Origin of the sequence: Herbiconiux sp., assembly GCF_023264855.1 — a bacterium.
Lineage (GTDB): Bacteria > Actinomycetota > Actinomycetes > Actinomycetales > Microbacteriaceae > Herbiconiux.
Window position 1 is genome coordinate 17,268 of the sequence record NZ_JAHFUW010000038.1, and the last position, 20,362, is coordinate 37,629.

Below are 20,362 nucleotides of genomic sequence, written 5' to 3' on the forward strand. Positions count from 1 at the left end.
CCTGCTCGCGCACAGCGCAACGCGCGCGTACGGCAGGGCCCGCCCGCTGGGGGATAATCGTGGTGGAGGCCTGACATGACCGAGACCAGCACCAACTCGACTGCGTCGCTGCGGCGACTGGTGCCGCGTCTGTTCTCGCGGGCTCAGCCCGTGGGCGCGGTCGACACGCTGATCCGCACGGTGCGGGCCAACCACCCCAAGGCCGACCTCACCATCCTCGAGCGGGCCTACGCCTCGGCCGAGCGCGCGCACGACGGTCAGAAGCGTCGCAGCGGCGAGCCGTACATCACGCACCCGGTCGCCGTGGCGCAGATCCTCGCCGAGCTCGGTCTCGGCTCGAAGGCCGTGGCCGCCGCTCTGCTGCACGACACGGTCGAAGACACCGAGTACTCGCTCGACATGCTGAGGCACGACTTCGGTGACGAGGTGGCGATGCTGGTCGACGGCGTCACCAAGCTCGACAAGGTCAAGTACGGCGACAGCGCGCAGGCCGAGACCGTGCGCAAGATGATCGTGGCGATGTCGCGCGACATCCGCGTACTCATCATCAAGCTCTGCGACCGCCTGCACAACGCGCGCACCTGGGGCTTCGTGCCCGCCGAATCGGCGCAGCGGAAGGCCAAGGAGACCCTCGAGATCTACGCGCCGCTCGCACACCGGCTGGGCATCCAGTCGATCAAGTGGGAGCTCGAAGACCTCTCGTTCGCCGTGTTGTACCCCAAGCTCTACGTGGAGATCGAGAACCTCGTGCGCCAGCGCACGCCGCAGCGCGAGGAGTACGTGCAGCAAGTCATCGACGCGGTCGGCGACGACCTGAAGTCGGGCCGCATCCGGGGCAAGGTCGTGGGCCGCCCCAAGCAGTACTACTCGATCTACCAGAAGATGATCGTGCGCGGCCGCGAGTTCGACGAGATCTACGACCTCGTCGGCATCCGTGTGCTCGTGAACACCGTGCGCGACTGCTATGCGGTGCTCGGATCGATCCATGCGCGCTGGAACCCGATCCCGGGCCGCTTCAAGGACTACATCGCAACCCCCAAGTTCAACCTGTACCAGTCGTTGCACACCACGGTGATCGGCCCCGGCGGCCGCCCCGTGGAGATCCAGATCCGCACCAACGAGATGCATCAGCGCGCCGAGTTCGGTGTGGCGGCGCACTGGAAGTACAAAGAGCGGATGAACGGCGGCAAGGCCTCCACCGCCGTGACCACCACCTCCTCCGACACCGACATGGCGTGGCTGGCCCGCATCTCCGACTGGCAGGCCGAGACGGTCGATCCCGGGGAGTTCCTCGACTCCCTGCGCTTCGAGATCGGCGCCAAAGAGGTCTACGTCTTCACCCCGAAGGGCAAGGTCGTGGGCCTTCCCGCGGGAGCGACGCCGGTCGACTTCGCCTACGCCGTGCACACCGAGGTGGGGCACCGCACGATGGGCGCCAAGGTCAACGGCCGTCTCGTGCCGCTGGACTCGACGCTCGGCTCCGGCGACGTCGTGGAGGTGTTCACCTCCAAGAACCCCGACTCCGGCCCCTCGCAGGACTGGCTGAGCTTCGTGCAGAGCCCGCGCGCCCGCAACAAGATCCGCCAGTGGTTCACGAAGGAGCGCCGCGACGAGGCCATCGAGCAGGGCCGGGATGCGATCGCCCGGGCGATGCGCAAGCAGAACCTGCCCCTGCAGAAGCTGATGAGCCAGGACTCCATCGCCGATGTGGCCTCGCAGCTGCACTACGACAACGTCTCCGGCCTGTACGCGGCCATCGGCGAGGGCCACATCTCCACCCAGTCGGTGATCGAGAAGGTGCTCGCCTCGCTGCAGACCGAGGTTGAGAGCGAAGACTCCGATCTCGACGTGTTCGTGGGCAACCGCCCCCGGGTCACCCACAGCGACTCCGGCGTTCTCGTGCGCGGGGCTCCCGACATCCTGGTGAAGCTCGCGAAGTGCTGCACCCCCGTGCCGGGTGACGACATCGTGGGCTTCGTGACCCGCGGATCCGGCGTGTCGGTGCACCAGTCGGACTGCCACAACGTGGCCTCGCTGATGAACGAGCCCGAGCGGATGATCGAGGTCGAGTGGGCTCCCTCCTCCAAGAGCGTCTTCCTGGTGCAGATCCAGGTCGAAGCCCTCGACCGCTCCGGACTGCTCTCCGACGTCACGCGCGTGCTCTCGGAGCATCACGTGAACATCCTCTCGGCCTCGGTGAACACCTCCAGCGATCGTCTCGCGCTCAGCCGCTTCGTGTTCGAGATGGGCGACACCACCCACCTCGACCGCGTTCTGAACGCCGTGCGGCGGATCGACGCCGTGTACGACGTGTACCGCGTCAGCGGCGGTTGAGCCGGGCGAAACCCGCCAAGGCCGGCTGCGTGCCGAACCCGGGCAGCTCGTCGAGCCGCCTCAGCGCTCTCTGCTTGTGCGCGAGGTGGGGGACGGCGCGGAGGCGAGCCCGGCACTCCCGCCCGTCGGCGCCTGCGGCGAGCAGCAGCGTGCGGATGCACAACGCCAGCTGCTCGTCGAACTCCGGCTCCCAGCGCAGCAGGTCGATCGCCGTGCGGAAGAACGTGGTGACGCCCAGAGGCCCCGCCCTGGCCAGCTCGGAATCGGCCAAGACGACCTGACGCACCGATCGCTCCGCACACTTCGGCGTGTGGATGCGGCTGGTCGAACGGACGCAGAGCTGCAACGGCATCGGAAAGCGGCTGGAGGCTCCGTGCAGCCAGGCCGCCGTCATCCGCTCGGCGATGAGACCGCGGGGGATGGATGGCGCCAGCGCCTCGGCGCGCAGCTGCGCCGAGGGATGCACATCGATCGAGCAGTACGCCGCGGCGAGCGGGCGCACGTCGCCGTCGAGGGCGGCCGCCCGGAGTTCGGCATCGGGAAGTGACCGGTCGTCGAGGATGAGCGGAAGCGAGGGTGTCATGCCTCGAGAATGGCCCCCACCGCCGCACGCAGAACGGGCACGGCCCGATCTGTGGAGAGATCGGGCCGTGCCCGTTGCTGTGCAGAACTCAGGCGGAGTTCAGAGGCCGGATCAACCCAGGGCGTCCAGCCACACCTTGCGGGCGTCGAGCGCCTCTTGCAGCTCGGCCGCCTTCTTCGTGTCGCCGGCGCTCGTGGCGTCGTCGATCTCGCGCTGGAGCTTGTCGATCGCCCCGGTGAGCTGGGAGGCGAGGCCCTCGGAACGCGCCTTCTTCTCGGGGTTGTTGCGGCTCCAGTAGTCTTCGTCGAGCTTGCGCACGGCGGCTTCGACACGGCGCAACCGGTCTTCGACCGGCTTGACCTGGTCGCGCGGGACCTTGCCGATGGCGTCCCAGCGCTGCTGGATCGAGATCAGCGCCTCGCGGGCCTTCGTGCGGTCGGTCTCCTTGAGCAGCGGTTCGGCCTCGTCGAGCAGGGCGAGCTTCTGGGTGAGGTTCTCGCCGTACTCCTCGTCGTCGCGCGCCACGACTTCGCTGCGAGCGGAGTAGAGCACGTCACCGGCGGCCTTGAACCTGTCCCAGAGCGCGTCGTCGTACTTCTTGCCGGCACGGCCCGTGGCCTTCCACTGCGCGAGCAGGTCGCGGTAGGCGCCGATGCCGTCGACACCGCGGTCGGCGAGGCCTTCGGCCTGGTCGACCAGCGCCTGCTTGCGCGTGCGGGCATCGCGGTGCACCTGGTCGAGCTCGGAGAAGAACGCCTTGCGCTGCGTCTCGAGCGAGGTGCGGGCCTCGCGGAATCGCTTCCACAGCTCGGTGGCCTCGGTGCGGGGCAGCCGTGGGCCCTCGTGCTGGTGCTTCTGCCAGCGGGCGAAGAGCGAGTCGATGGAGGCCGTGACCGACTTCCACTGCGCCTTCGCCGGATCGTGCGCCGCGAGGGCCTCGATCTCGGCGACGATGGCGGTGCGGTCGACGATCGCCTGCGCGACCTCGGCCTGAGCCTCGGCCGACTGCTTCTCGGTGATCTCGGAGACGGTGGAGGAGAGGGCTTCGAGCCTCTTCTGCAGCGAGGCGAGATCGCCTACGGCATTCGCGGTGAGGACGGACGAGCTCAGGGCCTTGACGGCCTTGGAGATGTCGCCGGCCGGAGCGCCGCGCTTGGCGCGCTGCTCGAGCAGGGTCACCTGGCCCGCGAGGTCGGTGTACTTGCGCTCGAAGTAGGCGATCGCCTCCTCTTTGCTGCCGTCAGGATATTGGCCGACCAGCCGCTCGCCGGACGCCTCGAGGACATAGACGGAGCCGTCTTCCTCGACTCGCCCCCACGGGTGTTGATCACTAGCGGTCACGGAACCATCCTGTCGACGATGTCTGGAGTACGGCGTCAAGCCTATTGCACGGCGCCGTCGGCGTTACAGAACTGTGATTCACCGCTCGGATGCTCACTGCACCGTCACGCTGGAGATCACGGCGGGCGCGACCGGCTTGCCGTCGGTGGCGCCACCGGTCACACCCTGGGCGATGACGCCGCTCTGCAGCGCGTCCAGCCCCGACGTGACCTGACCGAGGACGGTGTAACCGCCGGCGCTGTCGGTCGGCAGCGTGGTGTCGGCGTAGACGATGAAGAACTGGCTGCCGTTGCTGTAGCCGTTGTCACCCTGGCGCGCCATCGCGATGGTGCCCGCCGGGTAGAGGTTGTCGGCGGGGGCGTTCTCGACCGGGCCGTAGCTGTAGCCGGGGCCGCCGGTGCCGGTGCCCGTGGGGTCACCGCACTGCAGCACGAAGAGGCCGCTGGTGGTGAGGCGGTGGCAGGCCGTGCCGTCGAAGAAGCCGCTCTGCGCCTGCGAGATGAAGGCGGAGACGGCCTGTGGCGCGGCTGCCCCGTCGAGGCTGATGCCGAGCTGAGCGCCGTCGATCGTCATCGAACCCGTCCAGGTTCGGTCTTCGGCGACGGTGGAGGGCGGCACGTCGCCCGTGTTCTGGCCGGCCGCGGTGTCGTCGCCCGCGTCATCGGTGGCGGCGGGCGTGGGAGTGGCCGACGCCGAGGCCACCGGCGCGCCGGGCCCGTCGCTGAAGTAGAACAGCTGGGCGGCGGTGACGCCGCCGATCAGGACGACCACGACCACGGCCGCGATGACGTTGTCGCGGATGCGGCGACGGCCGCGCTCCGAATACGCCTTCTGCCGGGCCTGGTAGTCGCGCAAACGAGTGCGTGCCTCTCGAGCGGCGCGCTCCTGATTGCTGGGTGCCACGGGTCCTCCTGTGGTTCTCTGTCGGCCGGGCGGTGTCGGCCCATCACAGTACCCTAGACGTATGGCCTATCAGCAACCGGGACTCCGCTCCGGGGCGGTCCCACTCGCCGTGCGGATGCGCCCCCGCAGTCTCGACGAAGTGGCTGGTCAGAGGCACCTTCTACGCCCCGGTTCACCGCTCGTGAACCTCGCCAGCGACAAGGGCGGCACGAGCGGATCGGTGTCCGTCATCCTCTGGGGCCCGCCCGGCACCGGCAAGACCACACTCGCGCAGGCCATCGCGCATTCCTCGGGGCGCAAGTTCGTCGAGCTCTCGGCCGTCACCGCCGGCGTGAAAGACGTCCGCCAGGTGATGGAGGAGGCCTTCCGCAACCGCGACCTGTACGGGCTGTCGACGGTGCTCTTCCTCGACGAGATCCACCGCTTCACCAAGGCTCAGCAGGATGCGCTGCTCCCGGGGGTCGAGAACGGCTGGGTCATCCTGGTGGCGGCCACCACCGAGAACCCCTCGTTCTCGGTCATCTCCCCTCTTCTTTCCCGCTCGCTGCTGCTGACCCTCGAGCAGCTGACCGACGACGACCTGGGCGTGCTGATCGACCGGGCGGTGACGGATCCGCGCGGGCTGGCGGGCAAGGTCGCGCTCGACGACGAGGCACGCGCCGCGATCATCCGGATGTCGTCGGGCGATGCCCGTCGTGCTCTGACCGCCCTCGAGGCCTCCGCGGGCACCGTGCTCGCCGGTGCGGTGGCGCCGGTGGACGACGACGAAGACACGCTCGACCTGGTCGACGAGGACGAGGGCGAGGGCGAGGGCGAAGAACCCGCCGTGCCGCTGATCACCGCCGAGGTGCTCGAGCAGTCGGTCGACCGGGCGCTGCTGCGCTACGACCGCAACGGCGACGAGCACTACGACGTGATCAGCGCCTTCATCAAGTCGGTGCGCGGCTCCGACGTGGATGCCTCCCTGCACTATCTGGCCCGCATGTTCGAGGCGGGGGAGGATCCGCGGTTCATCTGCCGCCGGGTCATCATCCTCGCCTCCGAAGACATCGGGATCGCCGATCCGCAGGCGCTGCCGATCGCGGTGGCCGCAGCGGAGGCCGTGCAGATGATCGGCATGCCCGAAGGGCGCATCCCGCTCGCCGAGGCCGTCGTCTACCTGGCGACCGCCCCCAAGTCGAACGCGGCCTACATGGGCATCAACGCCGCGATCGCCGACGTGAAGGCCGGCAACTTCGGGCGGGTGCCCAAGCACCTGCGCGACGCGCACTACGCCGGCGCCAAGCGCCTCGGTCACGGCAAGGGCTACAAGTACCCGCACGACAGCGACGTGGGCGTGGTGAAGCAGCAGTACCTGCCCGACGAACTGACCGGGACGACCTATTACAACCCGACCGATCACGGGCACGAGCGGGAGGTGTCGGCGCGATTGCAGAAACTCCGCGACATCACGCGGGGAAAGCCGAATTAGCAGCCGTCGCTGTGCTAATCTTGCAGACGCCTAATCAGCGTCATTTCGGAGCGGCTGCCGATCGACGTTCGATGACGGGATCGTGTCCTTTAGCCGGACCGCCTGGCATATCCCTCTTACTTGGACTCCTGTGGAGTCACGCGCACTCCTGTGCGCAATCCATCTTGTAAGAATTTCTACGAAAGGACGTAAGTGGCTACCAAGTCGCGTACGCGCAGCAAGACCCGCCTCTCCCGGGCACTCGGCATCCCGCTCACCCCGAAGGCGGCCAAGTACCTCGAGAAGCGCCCCTACGCTCCCGGTGAGCACGGCCGCACCAAGCGCAAGCAGGACAGCGACTACGCTGTGCGTCTGCGCGAGAAGCAGCGCTTGCGCGCCCAGTACGGCATCCGCGAGAAGCAGCTGAAGATCGCGTTCGAAGAGGCCCGCAAGGCCAAGGGCCTGACCGGTGAGAACCTGGTCGAGCTGCTCGAGATGCGTCTGGACGCCCTCGTGCTCCGTGCCGGCTTCGCCCGCACGACCGCCCAGGCCCGTCAGATGGTCGTGCACCGTCACATCCTGGTCGACGGCCAGCTGGTCGACCGCCCCTCCTTCCGCGTGAAGCCGGGTCAGCTCATCCACGTCAAGGCGCGCTCCGAGGGCACCGAGCCCTTCCAGGTCGCCGCGGCCGGCGGTCACATCGACCTGCTACCGAAGACGCCGGGCTACCTCACGGTCGAGCTCGACAAGCTGCAGGCCCGCCTCGAGCGCCGCCCGAAGCGCGCCGAGGTCCCCGTGACCTGCGAAGTGCAGCTCGTCGTCGAGTACTACGCGGCCCGCTAAGGCGAGTCGTCACGACATACTAGAGAGCGGGTCACCCCAGGGTGGCCCGCTTTCGTCGTTCGTAGCATCCCGGGGTCCGTCCCCGCCGAACCCAATGAAGGGGTACCTCATGACGGGTGGAGACATCGCCGGCCTGATCTGCGCAGGCGTGTTCGCCGTACTGGTGGGCTTGATCGCGATTCCGCTGGTGAAGCTCGGGGGCGTGTTCGACCAGACCCGCGACTCGATCAAAGACGTCAGCGACGGCATCACGCCGATCCTCGCCGAGTCGACGGTGACGGTGCAGGAGGCGAACAAGCAGCTCGCCCGCGTCGACGTGATCACCCGCAACGTCGAGGAGGTCACGGGCAACGTGTCGTCACTGGTGGCGCTGTTCGCGGCATCCGTCGGCGGTCCGTTGATCCGCCTGGCCGGCTTCAGCGCCGCCGTGCGCGCCGGCATCCTCAGCTTCCGGGCGACCGGGGGAGACGACTCCGAATCCGGTGCGAAAAAGAAGCGCCGCCGCTCGTCGCACTAAACTCGTCACGGGCTTACTCACCAGAGGCTTTCGCCTCGACACCGGCCGGAGGCCTCGCGCCCCGACACGAACAAGGAGAACGACATGAAGAAGGTTCTGTGGTTGATCGCCGGCATCGGCATCGGATTCGTGGTGGCGCACCAGTTCAATCAGACCAAAAGCGGCAAGCAGTTCTTCAGCGAGTTCGACAAGAAGACCAAGGAATTCAGCGACTCGCTGATCGACGGCTACCGTGAGCGCGAGTCCGAGCTGCGCGCCGCGATCGCCGACGGGGCCGACAAGGTCTCCAAGCTCGCCAAGTAGTCCCTCGCACCGCCCGTCGCGTCATCACGCCGACGGGCGGTTCTGCGATCCGCCCTCGCTCAGGAAAAACCCGACACGCATGCTTACCGCTGACATCCGCTCCCGCTGGCTCGACTTCTTCGGCGATCGGGGGCACACGGTCGTGCCCTCGGCATCACTCGTGAGCGAAGACCCGTCGCTGCTGTTCACGGTGGCCGGCATGGTGCCGTTCATCCCGTACCTCTCGGGCCTCGTGCCCGCGCCGTACCCGCGTGCCACGAGCGTGCAGAAGTGCATCCGCACCCTCGACATCGAAGAGGTGGGCAAGACCACCCGGCACGGCACGTTCTTCCAGATGAACGGCAACTTCTCGTTCGGCGACTATTTCAAAGAGGGCGCCATCGGCTACGCCTGGGAGCTGCTGACCACGCCCGAGAGCGACGGCGGCCTCGGCATGGCCGAGCGCGACCTCTGGGTGACGGTCTACGAAGACGACGACGAGGCCATCGACATCTGGAAGCGCGTGGCCGGCGTGCCCGACTCGCGGATCCAGCGGTTCGGCAAAGAAGACAACTACTGGTCGACCGGCCAGCCCGGCCCCGCCGGCCCGTGCTCGGAGATCTACTTCGACCGCGGCCCGGCCTACGGCGCCGAGGGCGGCCCGGCCGCCGACGAGAACCGGTACATCGAGATCTGGAATCTCGTGTTCATGCAGTACCTGCGCGGCGAGGGCACCTCCAAGACCGAGTTCGAGATCTTGGGCGAACTGCCGCGCAAGAACATCGACACCGGCATGGGCCTGGAGCGCGTCGCTTTTCTGAAGCAGGGTGTCGAGAACCTGTACGAGATCGACCAGGTGCGCCCGGTGCTCGACCGCGCCGCGGAGATCTCCGGCCGCCGCTACGGCGCCGATCACGACGACGACGTGCGGATGCGCGTGGTCGCCGACCACGTGCGGTCCGCCCTGATGCTGATGAGCGACGGCGTGACCCCGTCGAACGAGGGTCGCGGCTACATCCTGCGCCGCCTGCTGCGCCGCACGGTTCGCTCGATGCGTCTGCTGGGTGTCGACTCGGCGACCATGCCCGAGCTGCTGAGCGCCTCGCGCGACGCCATGAAGGCCGCCTACCCCGAGGTGGAGCGCGACTACGGCCGCATCTCGCGGAGCGCCTACGCCGAGGAGGAGTCGTTCCTGCGCACCCTCACGGGCGGCACAACCATCCTCGACACCGCCGTGACGGCCACCAAGGCGGGCGGGGCATCCGTTCTCGAGGGCGGCACCGCGTTCCTGCTGCACGACACCTACGGCTTCCCGATCGACCTCACGCTCGAGATCGCCGAGGAGTCGGGCATCACCGTCGACCGCGTGGCCTTCGAATCGCTGATGGCCGAGCAGAAGCAGCGCGCCAAGGCCGATGCCAAGGCGAAGAAGCTCGGCATCACCGATCTGACGGTCTACAGCGCCTTCCGCGCGCTCGGTGAGACCGTGTTCCGCGGCTACGACGCACTCGAAGCCGAGTCGAGCATCCTGGGTCTGATCCTCGACGGCGTCTCGGTGAACTCGGCGGTGGCGGGGGAGCAGCTCGAGGTCATCACGGCCGAGACCGCCCTCTGGGCCGAGTCGGGCGGTCAGGAAGCGGATGCCGGCACCATCGTGGGCGACGGCTTCGAGCTGACCGTGCTCGACGTGCAGAAGCCCGTGAAGGGCCTCATCTCGCACCGTGTGGAGGTGACCAGCGGCCAGGTCGCCGTGGGCGATCTCGCCCGCACCGTCGTCGACGCCGACTGGCGCCGCGGCGCCACCCAGGCGCACTCGGCCACGCACCTCATCCACGCCGCCCTCCGCGAGACCCTCGGCGAGCAGGCCCACCAGGCCGGCTCGTACAACAAGGCCGGCTACATGCGCCTGGACTTCACCTGGAACCAGCCGCTCTCGGGCGAGACGCGCAGCGAGATCGAGGAGATCGCGAACCTCGCCATCCGCTCGGACTACGAGGTCGTCACCCGTGAGCTGCCGATCGACGAAGCCCGCTCGATGGGCGCCATGGCGCTGTTCGGCGAGAAGTACGGCGACGTCGTGCGGATGGTCGACATCGGCGGCCCGTTCTCGCGCGAGCTCTGCGCCGGCACGCACGTGTCGTCGAGCTCGGAGATCGGCATGATCAACCTGCAGTCGGAGTCGTCGATCGGATCGACGAATCGGCGGGTCGAGGCGCTGGTGGGCATCGAGGCGTTCCGGGAGTTCGCCACCGAGCGGGCCCTCGTGGCCCAGCTCACCTCGTCGCTGAAGACCCCGCGCGACGAGCTCGCCACGCGGGTGGCCGAACTGACCGCCAGCCTCAAGGCCGCCGAGAAGAAGATCGCGGCGTTCGAGTCGGGCGCTCTGGCGACCCGCATCCCCACGCTCGCAGCCACCGCACGTCCGTCCGGTTCCACCACGCTCGTGGCCGAAGACCTCGGTGCGCTGAACTCGGCCGACGACGTGCGGCAGCTCGTCACCGGCGTGCGCGAAGCCCTCGTGGCCGGTGGCGGCGCCTCGGCGGTCGTCGCCCTCGCGGCGAACGTCAACGACAAGCCGGTCGTGATCGTGGCCACCACCGACGGAGCCCGCGCGGCCGGGCAGAAGGCCGGTGCGCTGGTGAAGCTCGCCGCCGGTGTTCTCGGCGGCGGCGGCGGCGGCAAAGACGACCTCGCCCAGGGCGGCGGTACCGACGTGACCGCGATCCGGGCCGCCCTCGACGCCATCTCGGCAGCGGTGGCCGGCTAGCGGATGCGCACCGGCGTGCGGATCGGCATCGATGTGGGCAAAGCCCGCATCGGCGTCGCGCGCACGGATCTGCACGGCATGCTGGCGACGCCCGTGGAGACCGTGCCGCGGGCCGCCGAGGGTTCAGGCGACGCCGACCTGGCGCGCATCCGGGACATCGCCACCGAGCTCGACGCGTTCGAGTACGTGGTGGGCCTGCCGCTGTCGATGAGCGGCGGCGAGACGCCCTCGACCCAGGATGCGCGCGACTTCGCCGAACGCCTGGCGTCGACCGGCGGCCTGCCCGTGCGGATGATCGACGAGCGCCTCAGCACCGTGTCCGCCCAGGCGGCCCTCCATCGTTCCGGACGGAACACTCGCAGCTCCCGCCCCGTGATAGATCAGGTGGCCGCGGTTATACTCGTGCAGCACGCTCTGGACAGTGAGCGTTCCTCGGGAAAGCCGCCCGGCATCCTCATCGACCCGAGTCAAGGAATCAGGTAGTGACTGACCGACAGGCACCAGACGACCACCCGTTCGCCGAGTTCTTCCGCCCGGAGGAGCCGGCTCCCGCTGCCGTGCAGCCGACCTCGCGCCGGGCTGCCCGGCAGGCTGCGCCCGAAACCGTGACCCACCATCGCGCACCCAGCGGCGGTGTGCGAGGCGGTGGTGCGGGCGATGGGGGCATCGGCGGAGACGGTGGCGGCTCGGGTGGCCGTGGCGGCTCGCGTGGGAGTGGCGGAGGCGGCTCGCGCGCACCGCGTGAGCGAAAGCCCCGGCGCTGGATCCCCGGTCTGATCGTCACGGTCGTCATCCTCGGGCTGCTCGTGGCCGGAGGCGCCTTCGTGTGGAACACCTTCGGTAGCCAGATCACCGCGCTGGCGGCCGGCAAGCCCGCGGCCGACGACTACGAGGGGTCGGGAACCGGCGAGGTCACTTTCGTGATCAACGACGGCGATGTCGGCGAGACGATCGGCGACAACCTCGCGGCCGCCGACATCGTGAAGAGCTCGCGCGCGTTCTACGAACTGCTGCTGCAGGCCGACCCCGCGCCGGTCTTCCAGGCCGGCACGTTCAAGCTCGCGTCGCAGATGAGTGCGCAGGCCGCCCTCGACGCTTTGCAGAACCCCGACAACAAGGTCGACTACACCGTCGCCATCCCGGAGGGGTCGAGCGCCAAGGGCATCTACCAGGAGCTCGCCGACGTCACCGGAATGCCGCTCGCCGACTTCCAGGCCGTGGGCGCGAACTACACCGCCCTCGGAGTACCCGCCGAAGCACCGAGCATCGAGGGCTATCTCTTCCCGGCCACCTACGTCTTCCAGCCGGGCCAGACGCCCACCGACATGATCACCACGATGGTGAACCGCACCTTCGAGTCGCTGGACGCCGCCGGGGTGGCTCCCGAGGACCGGTTCCGGGTGCTGACGCTCGCCGCACTGATCCAGAAGGAGGCCGGCAGCGTCGAAGACATGTCCAAGGTCTCCCGGGTGTTCACCAACCGCCTCGCCGAGGGCATGAACATGGAGTCGGATGCGACCATCGCGTACGGCGCCGGTCACAGCCGCGTCGAGACCACCTCGGCCGAGCGGGAAGACCCGTCGAACATCTACAACACGTACCTGTACCCGGGGCTGCCCGCCGGGCCGATCTCGAACCCGGGAGACGACGCGATCAACGCGGCGCTGCATCCGGCCGACGGATCGTGGCTGTTCTTCGTGACCGTCGACCTCGACACCGGCGAGACCGTGTTCTCCGACACGATCGAGGAGCACGATGCGGCGGTGCTGCGCCTGCAGGAGTGGTGGGACGCCCACCCCGAGGTGCAATAGCGTCATGACCGCTCCGTTCTCGGCGCAGGATGTGAACCGCCTCGCCGTTCTGGGGTCGCCGATCGCGCACTCGAAGTCGCCCCTGCTGCACGAGACCGCCTACGCGGCGCTCGGACTGCCCTGGGAGTACCAGAGGCACGAGATCGACGTCGAACGGCTCGGCGGATTCGTCGCCGGGCTCGGGCGTCCGTGGCGCGGGCTCTCGCTGACGATGCCGCTCAAGGAGGCGATCGCCGGCGCCCTCGACTCGATCGACGCGGTCGCGACCGCGAGCGGGTCGGTGAACACCGTACTGATCGACTACGCCCCGGATGCGACGCGCCGGCTCTCGGGGTTCAACACCGACGTCTACGGGATGGTGACCGCCCTGCAGCGTGCCGACGTCACGGCGGGGCTCAGCGCCCTGGTGGTCGGCGGGGGAGCCACGGCGCGCTCGGCCGTCGTCGCGGCGGCCCACCTCGGCGTGGAGCACGTCGACATCGTGCTGCGCTCCCCGGCGAAGGCCGCCTCGGTCGTCGCGGCCGCTCACGCCTCGGGCCTCACCACCTCGGTGCGGGCGCTCTCCGACCCGGCGACCGCCGAACTCGAGCCGGGGGTGACGATCAGCACGCTGCCCGGCGGGGCCGGTGCATCCGCTGTCTTCGCCGGGGCGCGTGCGCCGCACACCTCCACCCTGCTCGACGTGGCCTACCACCCGTGGCCGAGCGAGTTCGGTGCGCTGTGGGACGCCGCCGGATCGACCACCGTGTCCGGCCTCGCGATGCTCGTGCACCAGGCGGTGGCGCAAATCCGCGTCTTCCTGAACGGCGACCCGCTGCTGCCCCTGCCCGACGAGGAGGCGGTCACGCGAGCGATGCTGCAGGCGGCCGGCCTGGAGAGCTGACCGCCCTCCGCGCCCAGTCGCCGGTGTACACCTAGACGCCGGTGTACACCGTCTTGCCCCAGGTGAAGAACTCGAGGGCGGTCGCGCCCTGTTCCCGGAACGTGTTCGTGGACGAGTCCTTGGTTCCCCCGAACGGAACGTTCAGATCGAGGCCGGCCGTCGGGCGATTGACCTTCACCACCCCCGCCTGCACGCGTTCGGAGAAGTCGGTCGAGCGGGCGAGGCTGTCGGTACAGATACCCGCGGTCAGGCCGTACGGCGAATCGTTGACGGCGGCGAGTCCCGCTTCGTAGTCGTCGACCGGGAGAACCGCCACGACCGGGCCGAAGACCTCGTCGGTGGCGATCGGATCGTGCTGGGGGACATCCGTGACCACCGTGGCGGTCAGCGACTGTGCGCTCGCGGTCCCGCCGGAGAGCACCCGGCCCCCGCGGGATACCGCTCCCTCGATGGCGGCGAGGTCGGTCGCCAGCTGCGACTCGCTGACCACGACGCCCATCCGGGTGCGGGCATCGAGACCGTCACCGGGGGTGAAACCCTCCGCCAGCCGGGCCAGTTCGTGCAGCAGCCGGTCGTGGATGCCGGGCGTGGCGTAGACCCGGGACGTGGCGGTGCACGCCTGCCCCGTCAGGCCGAAGCCTCCGGTCGCGATGACCTGGGCGGCGGCCTCCGGCGACGCGTCGTCGAGCACCAGCACCGCGTTCTTTCCGCCCATCTCCAGCTGCACGCGCGCTCGCCGCTCGGCGAGCACCCGGTGCAGCCCGAGGCCCACCGCGGTCGAACCGGTGAACGACAGGGCGGAGACCCGGCGGTCGGCGGCCAGCCGCGCTCCGACGACGGAGCCCCGGCCGTGCACGAGATTGAGAACGCCGGCGGGAAGACCCGCCTCGACCAGCGCCGCCACCAGGTGCGTGGCCGACATGGGGGTGAGTTCGGCGGGCTTCAGCACGACGCTGTTGCCGGCGAGCAGTGCCGGCGCGAGCTTCCAGGCCGGAATCGCGATCGGGAAGTTCCAGGGCGTGATCAGAGCGACGACGCCCAGCGGTTCCCGTCGCGTGTGGATGGTGGTTCCCGGCAACGAGCTGGGCAGAACCTGGCCGGTGGATGCCCAGCCGAGCGATCCGAAGAACCGCAGCACGTCGGTGGCACGTGCGACCTCGCCGGTGGCCTCGGCGAGGGTCTTGCCCTCCTCCCGCACCAGGTCGACGGCCACGGACTCGCGGCGGCCGTGCAGGATCTCCGCCGCCCGGAGCAGGATCGCGCCGCGGGCGGGAAGCGGCCGCCGGGCCCATTCGCTCTGCGCCTGGACGGCGGCCGCGATCGCGTCGTCGGCGGTCTCGGCCGACGACGACGGCGCGACCACGGCGACGTCGTCGGGACGCGCGGGATTGATCCGCTCGAAATCGGTACCGTCGATCCACTCGCCGTCGACGAGGTTGCGGGCTCGGGATGTCTGCAGGGTGTTCATGAGGTCTCCAAAGGAATCGGTTGGTGATCAGAGGGAGCGGACGAGGCCACCGTCGCAGCGGAGAGCCACTCCGGTGATGTACGACGCGGGCTCACTGCACAGGAAGGCGGCCGCGGCGGCGAACTCGGCGGGCCGGCCGTAACGGCCGAGGGGGATGGCTGCCCGCGACTCGGCCTGCACCGCTTCGACGGCGATGCCGCGACGCTCCGCGGCGATCTCGTCGAGCGAGGCGACCCGATCGGTGGCGATCCGGCCGGGTAGCAGGAGGTTGGCGGTGACGCCGCGGTCGGCCACCTCCGCCGCGAGCGTCTTGAGGTAGGCGGCGAGCGCCGCGCGGGCCGTGTTCGAGGCGGCCAGTCCCGCGATCGGCGCGACGACGCCGCTGGATCCGATGGCGAGGATCCGGCCCCAGCCCCGGTCGAGCATCCCGGGGAGGGCGGCGGAGATCATCTGCTGGGGCGCGGACAGGAGCCCGTCGACGGCCTCGCGGACAGCCTCGGTGGACAGCTCGGCGGCGAGCGCCGGGCGCGGACCGGGCCCGTTGGTGACGAGGATGTCGATCGGCCCGTCGGTCGAGGCGATCGTGTTCACCGACGCAGCGAGGTCATCCGTGCGGCTGAGATCGATCTTTCGCGCGACTGCACCGGGGAGCCTCTCGGCGACGGCCCGGCATCGGGCCTCGTCACGACCCGTCACGATGACCCGGGCACCCTCCTTCGCGAGGGCTTCGGCGACCGCGAGACCGAGCCCGCCGGTGGACGCGGCGACCAGAGCGACGCGATCGCGGATCCCGAGGTCCATCAGCGGTCGCCGATCAGGGTGGCCGGACGAACCGACCCGGACTGCTCGATCGCGTGCAGGTGCGCGGCGAGGAGCGCATCCAGCCCGTCCGGGAACCCGGCCGCGGGGGAGCGCACGCCGCTCTCGGCGATCAGTCCGCGACGCCGCAGCACCTCTTTGCGGATGGCCAGCGCGATCCGGGGCTGCTGCTCGAAGGTGATCAACGGCAGGAAGGGCATCAGCGCCTCGCGCGCGGCAGGGAAGCCGCCCGTTCGCCACGCATCGACACAGGAGATCAGTGCTTCCGGGTACGAGAACCCGGTCATCGCGCCGGCGGCGCCGGCCTGCAGCTCGTCGAGCAGGCCGAGGCCGCCGAGGCCGCCGAACACCGGGACGTCGACCCGGGCGTCGAGGAGTCCGACCGCCACCGCGGTCGGCGGCGACTCGGACTTCACCGCGCACACGAAGGGGCAGGATCGCACGATCGCGGCGATGGCCTCGGCGGTGGTGCTCACGCCGCTCGCGACGGGGTAGTCCTGGAGCACGATCGGCACGCCGACGGCGCTGTGCAGGGCGGTGAGGTGGTCGATGACCACGTTCGTGTCGGCGGACGGGATCTGCACCATCACAGCGGCCAGGCGCGCACCCGCGGCCGACACCGCTTCAGCCGCCTCCTGGATGGCGGGACGGGTGTACAGCGAGGTCAGCCCGATCACGAGAGGGAGAGCGGAGGACTCCACCACCGTCTCGATCACGTCGGCCCGCTCGGCGGAGCTGAGGCCGGCAGCCTCGCCGAAGACGCCGAGCACGGTCAGCCCGGTCGCGCCGATCCGGTCGTAGAACACCGCGAGGTTCGCGACCGCGTCGGTATCGACGTCCAGGGCGCTGCCGAGGAAGGGTGTAGCGAGCACGCCCCAGACTCCCGGCTCGAGGGATCCGTTCCGGTAGCGGGTCATTCCCGGGCTCCGTTCGGGTCTGCGGCAGACACGCCGGGCTGCGAGGGCGGCGCGGACGGCACCCAGGCGGGCGACCTCTTCTGCTGGAAGGCTGCGACGCCCTCGTGCTGCTCGTCGCCCTGCAGCGAGGCCGAGAGCGCAGGGACGAGCGCGGCGCGCGCCTCGGCAGCGGGGAGGTGCCCCGCCCGTGTCACCATCTGCTTCACGGCCCGAACCGACGTGGGAGCGCACGCCAGGATCTGATCGATCCAGCGATCCACCGCGGCATCCAGTCCGTCCATCGGTGCGACCTCGTTGACGAGGCCGTGCTCGTGCAGCTCCTGCGCCGAGGCCATCCGGCCGGTGAGGAGCATGCCCATGGCCACGTTGTGGGGCAGCTTCCTCGGCAGCAGCGCGATCCCGCCGTCCAGGGCCAGCCGGCCCACACGGGGTTCGGTGAGGCCCAGACGCGCGTGATCCGCCGCGACGACGATGTCCGCGCCGAGCACCATCTCCAGCCCGCCACCGAGGGCGAAGCCGTTGACGCGCGCGATCACGGGCACGTCGAGCGTTCCGCGGAGACTGAAACCGCCGAAGCCGTTGGGATCCATGTCGGCCCAGTACTCCAGGCCGGTCTTCTCGACGGCGGACTGCGACATGTCGGCTCCGACACTGAACGCCCGCTCGCCGGAGCCGGAGAGCACCACCACCCGCACCTCCGGGTCGTTCTCGATGCTCTGCCAGATCGCGTTGAGCCGCTCGGCCGTCGTGCCGTCGACGGCGTTCAGCACCGGGGGCCGATCGATCGTCACCCGGGCCACTCCTCCGACGACGTCGTAGAGGACGCCGTCCTGCAGCCCGCTCATCGGAGCACCCCATCGGCGCGCAGACGCTCGATCGTCTCGTCGTCGACCCCGTACTCGCTCAGGATCTCGGCGTTGTGCTCGCCCAGACGCGGCGCGATCCGGCGCACGGTCGCGGGAGTGGCCGACAGCCGGATGGGGGCGTTCAGCATCTTCACCGTGCCGACACCCGGATGCTCCGCCGACACGATCATGTTGTTGGCCGTGGTCTGCGGGTCGGCGAGCGTCTGCTCCAGCGACAGCACCGGGGCGTTGAGCAGCCCCTCCGCCTCAAGCCGGTCACACCAGTACTGCGTGCTGCCGGTGGCGAATCGTGCCGCGAAGATGCGGTGCAGCTCGGGTTTGGCTGCGAACTGCTGTTCCAGGGTGGCGAGGTCGGCGCGTTCACTCAGGTCGTCGTCCAGATCGAGCGCGCGGGACAGGTGGTGGAGCGGATTCGCCGTGAACCCGCCGACCAGGCAGAGCGCGCCGTCGGTGGTCTCGAACACCCCGCTCAGCGGCATCTCGGCCCAGTTGACCTCGTAGCCGCGGTTGAGCTGCATGCACGCCTCCTGCATCTGCATGTGCAGCATGGAGTCGTACATCGTGACCTCGACCTTCTGGCCCGATCCGGTGCGATCCCGGGTGCGCAGCGCCAGCAGGATGCCCTGGAACAGATGCATGCCGGTGGTGTAGTCGCACAGGGTCGTGGGATACATGCTGAGCGGGGTGTCGGGGGACTCGCGGCGCCACATCACGCCGGAGTACGCCTGGGCGATCGCATCCTGTCCGCCCTTGTGGGCGTAGGGACCCTCGGTGCCGAACCCGGTGCCCGAGGCCCAGATGAGCCCCGGATTGGCCGCGGAGAGCTCTTCGTAGCCGAAGCCCATCCGCTCCATGACCCCGTGCCGGAAGTTGCTCACCACGACGTCGGCCTCCGCGATGATGCGCCGGAGCACCGCCCGACCCTCCTCCTGCCGGGTGTCGACTGAGAGGCTGCGCTTGTTGCGGTTGATCGACAGGAAGATCGGGTTGTCCTGGCCATCCGGATCGGGAAAGGAGTTGCGGGAGATGTCGCCGAGGCCCGGTCGCTCGACCTTGATCACGTCCGCGCCGAAGTCGCCGAGTAGCTGCGTGGCGCTCGGGCCCATGTACACCTGGGTGAAGTCGACCACGGTGATGCCGGCGAGCGGCTGCTCCTCGGCGGCACCCGCGCTGCCCACCCCTGCTGCTGTGTCGGTCATGGTCATGCCGTCGCTCCTTCCAGAACCGCGTCGATGGTCGCGTTCGCCGCCGGGACGTCTCCCGGATCGGCGCCGTGCCGGCGCATGCCCGCCTGGATGTCGGTGGCATCGACCTCGCGCACGAACGTGCCGGCATCCAGTGCCAGCGCCGCGGCGATGCCGACAGCCTGGCCCATGGCCATGCACGGCGGGATCTCGCGCGAGGACTTCTGGGCCGCCGGTGTGGCCGAGTAGTGCCGCCCGGCCACCAGCAGCTGGTCGACCTCGCGGGGGAGCAGCGAGCGGTAGGGGTAGTAGTAGTCGCGGCCCCGGGCCACCGAATCGGCGAAGTGGCGGCGGGTCGTCACGTCGTCCTTGGTGACCACGTACTCGCCCTGCAGCAGCCGGGTCTGGCGCACACCCATCTGCGGTGCCGCATCGACGATGTAGCAGTCCGCGAAGCCGGGGAGGTGCTTCTTGACGTGGTCGAGGGCCTCGGCGATCCGGTCGCGGGCGGCGAACTCGGCCCGGGTCAGATCATCCGGATCCGAGCCGTCGTAGCCGGTCATGTGCGGCGCGTTGCACCAGACCACCCCCGGCAGGGGTGTTTTCAGCCACCACAGGTCCCAGGCCCCGCCGAGCAGGCGCTTGATGGTGCGGTTGATGGCCCGGGCCTCTTTGGGGTTCTCCTGCTCGAACCGCTCCGCCTCGGCGGTGTCCACGCCGCCCAGCCGGAACACGAGCGTGGTGAGGTAGCTGTCCTTGATGTGACTCGCGCCGGCCCGGGCCGCCACGTCGATGTCGCCCGTGGTGTCGATGACCACACTGCCGAGGTAGGCCCGCGGCCCGGCCTTCGTCTCGCAGACGACGCCCTTCATCACGCCCTCCTCGACGATCGGGCGGCTGAACCAGGCGTGTAGCACGAGCTCGACGCCCGCCTCTCGCACCAGATCGTTCGACACCCGCTTCCAGCCGTCGGGATCGAAGGCGGCGGCGTAGCAGATGGGCTTGGGCTGGGTGTGCGAGTGGAAGTCGAAGAGGCCGTAGCGGCCCCACTTGTTCCAGGTCTCCCGCGAGGCGTAGCGGTCCTCCTGCGGGGCGACCACCACCAGCCCCAGCCGGTCCAGCCGCTCGATGTACTCAGAGACGATCCCCGTGACGGAGATTTCGGAGCCGTTGATCATGTCGTCCAGCACCAGCACCATGCCGCCGCTGGCGAGGCCGCCGAGGTACGGGTAGCGCTCGATGAGGGTGACGGATGCACCGGATCGGGCGGCGGTGACCGCGGCGGAGACGCCGGCCGGCCCTCCGCCCACGACGACGACGTCGGAGCGCGAGGCGATCGGTGCGGTCAGGTCTGAGGGGTGCACGCGGAGGTCGTGTTCTGTCATGGTCTGATT

18 protein-coding genes are annotated in these 20,362 nt (G+C 69.5%); 9 read left to right on the forward strand and 9 right to left on the reverse strand.

Annotated features, from left to right (window positions below):
- Positions 1-75 precede the first annotated feature (75 nt).
- Positions 76-2,334 carry a bifunctional (p)ppGpp synthetase/guanosine-3',5'-bis(diphosphate) 3'-pyrophosphohydrolase gene (locus Q0D75_RS14805; protein WP_291054933.1) on the forward strand — a complete coding sequence of 753 codons (2,259 nt, stop codon included), beginning with the start codon at positions 76-78 and terminating at the stop codon, positions 2,332-2,334.
- On the opposite strand, the gene Q0D75_RS14810 is transcribed toward Q0D75_RS14805, so the two are convergent.
- The 3 genes from Q0D75_RS14810 to Q0D75_RS14820 all read right to left on the reverse strand — a co-directional run bounded on the left by Q0D75_RS14810 (position 2,321) and on the right by Q0D75_RS14820 (position 5,161).
- Positions 2,321-2,917: a hypothetical protein gene (locus Q0D75_RS14810; RefSeq protein ID WP_291054936.1), complete on the reverse strand. Its 597-nt coding sequence runs from the start codon at positions 2,915-2,917 to the stop codon at positions 2,321-2,323. The genes Q0D75_RS14805 and Q0D75_RS14810 overlap by 14 nt on opposite strands.
- Positions 2,918-3,028: 111 nt before the next feature.
- Complete coding sequence (locus Q0D75_RS14815; protein WP_291054939.1) at positions 3,029-4,258, reverse strand: DUF349 domain-containing protein; 1,230 nt, start codon at positions 4,256-4,258, stop codon at positions 3,029-3,031.
- Positions 4,259-4,351: 93 nt separating this feature from the next.
- Positions 4,352-5,161: a peptidylprolyl isomerase gene (locus Q0D75_RS14820; RefSeq protein ID WP_291054941.1), complete on the reverse strand. Its 810-nt coding sequence runs from the start codon at positions 5,159-5,161 to the stop codon at positions 4,352-4,354.
- A gap of 61 nt (positions 5,162-5,222) precedes the next feature.
- Between Q0D75_RS14820 and Q0D75_RS14825 the strand changes: the two genes are divergently transcribed.
- From Q0D75_RS14825 to Q0D75_RS14860, 8 genes are all read left to right on the forward strand, one after another.
- A complete protein-coding gene (locus tag Q0D75_RS14825; RefSeq protein WP_291054944.1) occupies positions 5,223-6,632 on the forward strand; it encodes a replication-associated recombination protein A in 1,410 nt (469 codons plus the stop codon).
- 192 nt (positions 6,633-6,824) lie between these two features.
- Positions 6,825-7,454 carry a 30S ribosomal protein S4 gene (rpsD, locus tag Q0D75_RS14830; RefSeq protein ID WP_291054947.1) on the forward strand — a complete coding sequence of 210 codons (630 nt, stop codon included), beginning with the start codon at positions 6,825-6,827 and terminating at the stop codon, positions 7,452-7,454.
- Positions 7,455-7,563: 109 nt separating this feature from the next.
- Complete coding sequence (locus Q0D75_RS14835; RefSeq protein WP_291054950.1) at positions 7,564-7,971, forward strand: DUF948 domain-containing protein; 408 nt, start codon at positions 7,564-7,566, stop codon at positions 7,969-7,971.
- An 84-nt stretch (positions 7,972-8,055) separates the two neighbouring features.
- Positions 8,056-8,274, forward strand: coding sequence for a hypothetical protein (locus Q0D75_RS14840; RefSeq protein ID WP_291054953.1), 219 nt, complete (start codon positions 8,056-8,058; stop codon positions 8,272-8,274).
- 79 nt (positions 8,275-8,353) lie between these two features.
- Positions 8,354-11,020, forward strand: a complete 2,667-nt coding sequence (alaS, locus tag Q0D75_RS14845; protein ID WP_291054956.1) for an alanine--tRNA ligase — start codon at positions 8,354-8,356, stop codon at positions 11,018-11,020.
- A 3-nt stretch (positions 11,021-11,023) separates the two neighbouring features.
- On the forward strand, positions 11,024-11,503 hold the full coding sequence (gene ruvX / locus Q0D75_RS14850) for a Holliday junction resolvase RuvX (protein ID WP_291054958.1): 480 nt from the start codon (positions 11,024-11,026) through the stop codon (positions 11,501-11,503).
- Complete coding sequence (mltG, locus tag Q0D75_RS14855; RefSeq protein WP_291054960.1) at positions 11,503-12,831, forward strand: endolytic transglycosylase MltG; 1,329 nt, start codon at positions 11,503-11,505, stop codon at positions 12,829-12,831. Before ruvX ends, mltG begins: the two co-directional genes overlap by 1 nt.
- Before the next feature lie 4 nt (positions 12,832-12,835).
- Entirely contained in the window at positions 12,836-13,714 is an 879-nt protein-coding gene (locus Q0D75_RS14860; RefSeq protein WP_291054963.1) for a shikimate dehydrogenase, read from the forward strand.
- A gap of 31 nt (positions 13,715-13,745) precedes the next feature.
- Here Q0D75_RS14860 and Q0D75_RS14865 read toward each other — a convergent pair whose 3' ends face one another.
- The 6 genes from Q0D75_RS14865 to Q0D75_RS14890 are packed head-to-tail and all read right to left on the reverse strand — an operon-like array spanning position 13,746 to position 20,353.
- Positions 13,746-15,182, reverse strand: coding sequence for an aldehyde dehydrogenase family protein (locus tag Q0D75_RS14865; RefSeq protein WP_291054966.1), 1,437 nt, complete (start codon positions 15,180-15,182; stop codon positions 13,746-13,748).
- Positions 15,183-15,209: 27 nt separating this feature from the next.
- Complete coding sequence (locus Q0D75_RS14870; RefSeq protein ID WP_291054969.1) at positions 15,210-15,983, reverse strand: SDR family oxidoreductase; 774 nt, start codon at positions 15,981-15,983, stop codon at positions 15,210-15,212.
- Positions 15,983-16,918: a dihydrodipicolinate synthase family protein gene (locus Q0D75_RS14875; protein WP_291054972.1), complete on the reverse strand. Its 936-nt coding sequence runs from the start codon at positions 16,916-16,918 to the stop codon at positions 15,983-15,985. The genes Q0D75_RS14870 and Q0D75_RS14875 overlap by 1 nt, the downstream gene beginning before the upstream one ends.
- Positions 16,915-17,763, reverse strand: coding sequence for an enoyl-CoA hydratase-related protein (locus Q0D75_RS14880; protein WP_291054976.1), 849 nt, complete (start codon positions 17,761-17,763; stop codon positions 16,915-16,917). Before Q0D75_RS14880 ends, Q0D75_RS14875 begins: the two co-directional genes overlap by 4 nt.
- Entirely contained in the window at positions 17,760-18,989 is a 1,230-nt protein-coding gene (locus Q0D75_RS14885; protein WP_291054979.1) for a CaiB/BaiF CoA-transferase family protein, read from the reverse strand. The genes Q0D75_RS14880 and Q0D75_RS14885 overlap by 4 nt, the downstream gene beginning before the upstream one ends.
- Positions 18,986-20,353, reverse strand: coding sequence for an FAD-dependent oxidoreductase (locus Q0D75_RS14890; RefSeq protein WP_291054981.1), 1,368 nt, complete (start codon positions 20,351-20,353; stop codon positions 18,986-18,988). The genes Q0D75_RS14885 and Q0D75_RS14890 overlap by 4 nt, the downstream gene beginning before the upstream one ends.
- Positions 20,354-20,362: the final 9 nt, after the last annotated feature.

What these genes read in the sequence shown, in the direction of transcription:
- Q0D75_RS14805 (WP_291054933.1), top strand. Translation starts at nt 76, where the DNA reads ATGACCGAGACCAGCACCAACTCGACTGCGTCGCTGCGGCGACTGGTG.
- Q0D75_RS14810 (WP_291054936.1), bottom strand. Translation starts at nt 2,917, where the DNA reads ATGACACCCTCGCTTCCGCTCATCCTCGACGACCGGTCACTTCCCGAT.
- Q0D75_RS14825 (WP_291054944.1), top strand. Translation starts at nt 5,223, where the DNA reads ATGGCCTATCAGCAACCGGGACTCCGCTCCGGGGCGGTCCCACTCGCC.
- Q0D75_RS14835 (WP_291054950.1), top strand. Translation starts at nt 7,564, where the DNA reads ATGACGGGTGGAGACATCGCCGGCCTGATCTGCGCAGGCGTGTTCGCC.
- Q0D75_RS14840 (WP_291054953.1), top strand. Translation starts at nt 8,056, where the DNA reads ATGAAGAAGGTTCTGTGGTTGATCGCCGGCATCGGCATCGGATTCGTG.
- alaS (WP_291054956.1), top strand. Translation starts at nt 8,354, where the DNA reads ATGCTTACCGCTGACATCCGCTCCCGCTGGCTCGACTTCTTCGGCGAT.
- ruvX (WP_291054958.1), top strand. Translation starts at nt 11,024, where the DNA reads ATGCGCACCGGCGTGCGGATCGGCATCGATGTGGGCAAAGCCCGCATC.
- Q0D75_RS14860 (WP_291054963.1), top strand. Translation starts at nt 12,836, where the DNA reads ATGACCGCTCCGTTCTCGGCGCAGGATGTGAACCGCCTCGCCGTTCTG.
- Q0D75_RS14865 (WP_291054966.1), bottom strand. Translation starts at nt 15,182, where the DNA reads ATGAACACCCTGCAGACATCCCGAGCCCGCAACCTCGTCGACGGCGAG.
- Q0D75_RS14870 (WP_291054969.1), bottom strand. Translation starts at nt 15,983, where the DNA reads ATGGACCTCGGGATCCGCGATCGCGTCGCTCTGGTCGCCGCGTCCACC.
- Q0D75_RS14875 (WP_291054972.1), bottom strand. Translation starts at nt 16,918, where the DNA reads ATGACCCGCTACCGGAACGGATCCCTCGAGCCGGGAGTCTGGGGCGTG.
- Q0D75_RS14880 (WP_291054976.1), bottom strand. Translation starts at nt 17,763, where the DNA reads ATGAGCGGGCTGCAGGACGGCGTCCTCTACGACGTCGTCGGAGGAGTG.
- Q0D75_RS14885 (WP_291054979.1), bottom strand. Translation starts at nt 18,989, where the DNA reads ATGACCATGACCGACACAGCAGCAGGGGTGGGCAGCGCGGGTGCCGCC.
- Q0D75_RS14890 (WP_291054981.1), bottom strand. Translation starts at nt 20,353, where the DNA reads ATGACAGAACACGACCTCCGCGTGCACCCCTCAGACCTGACCGCACCG.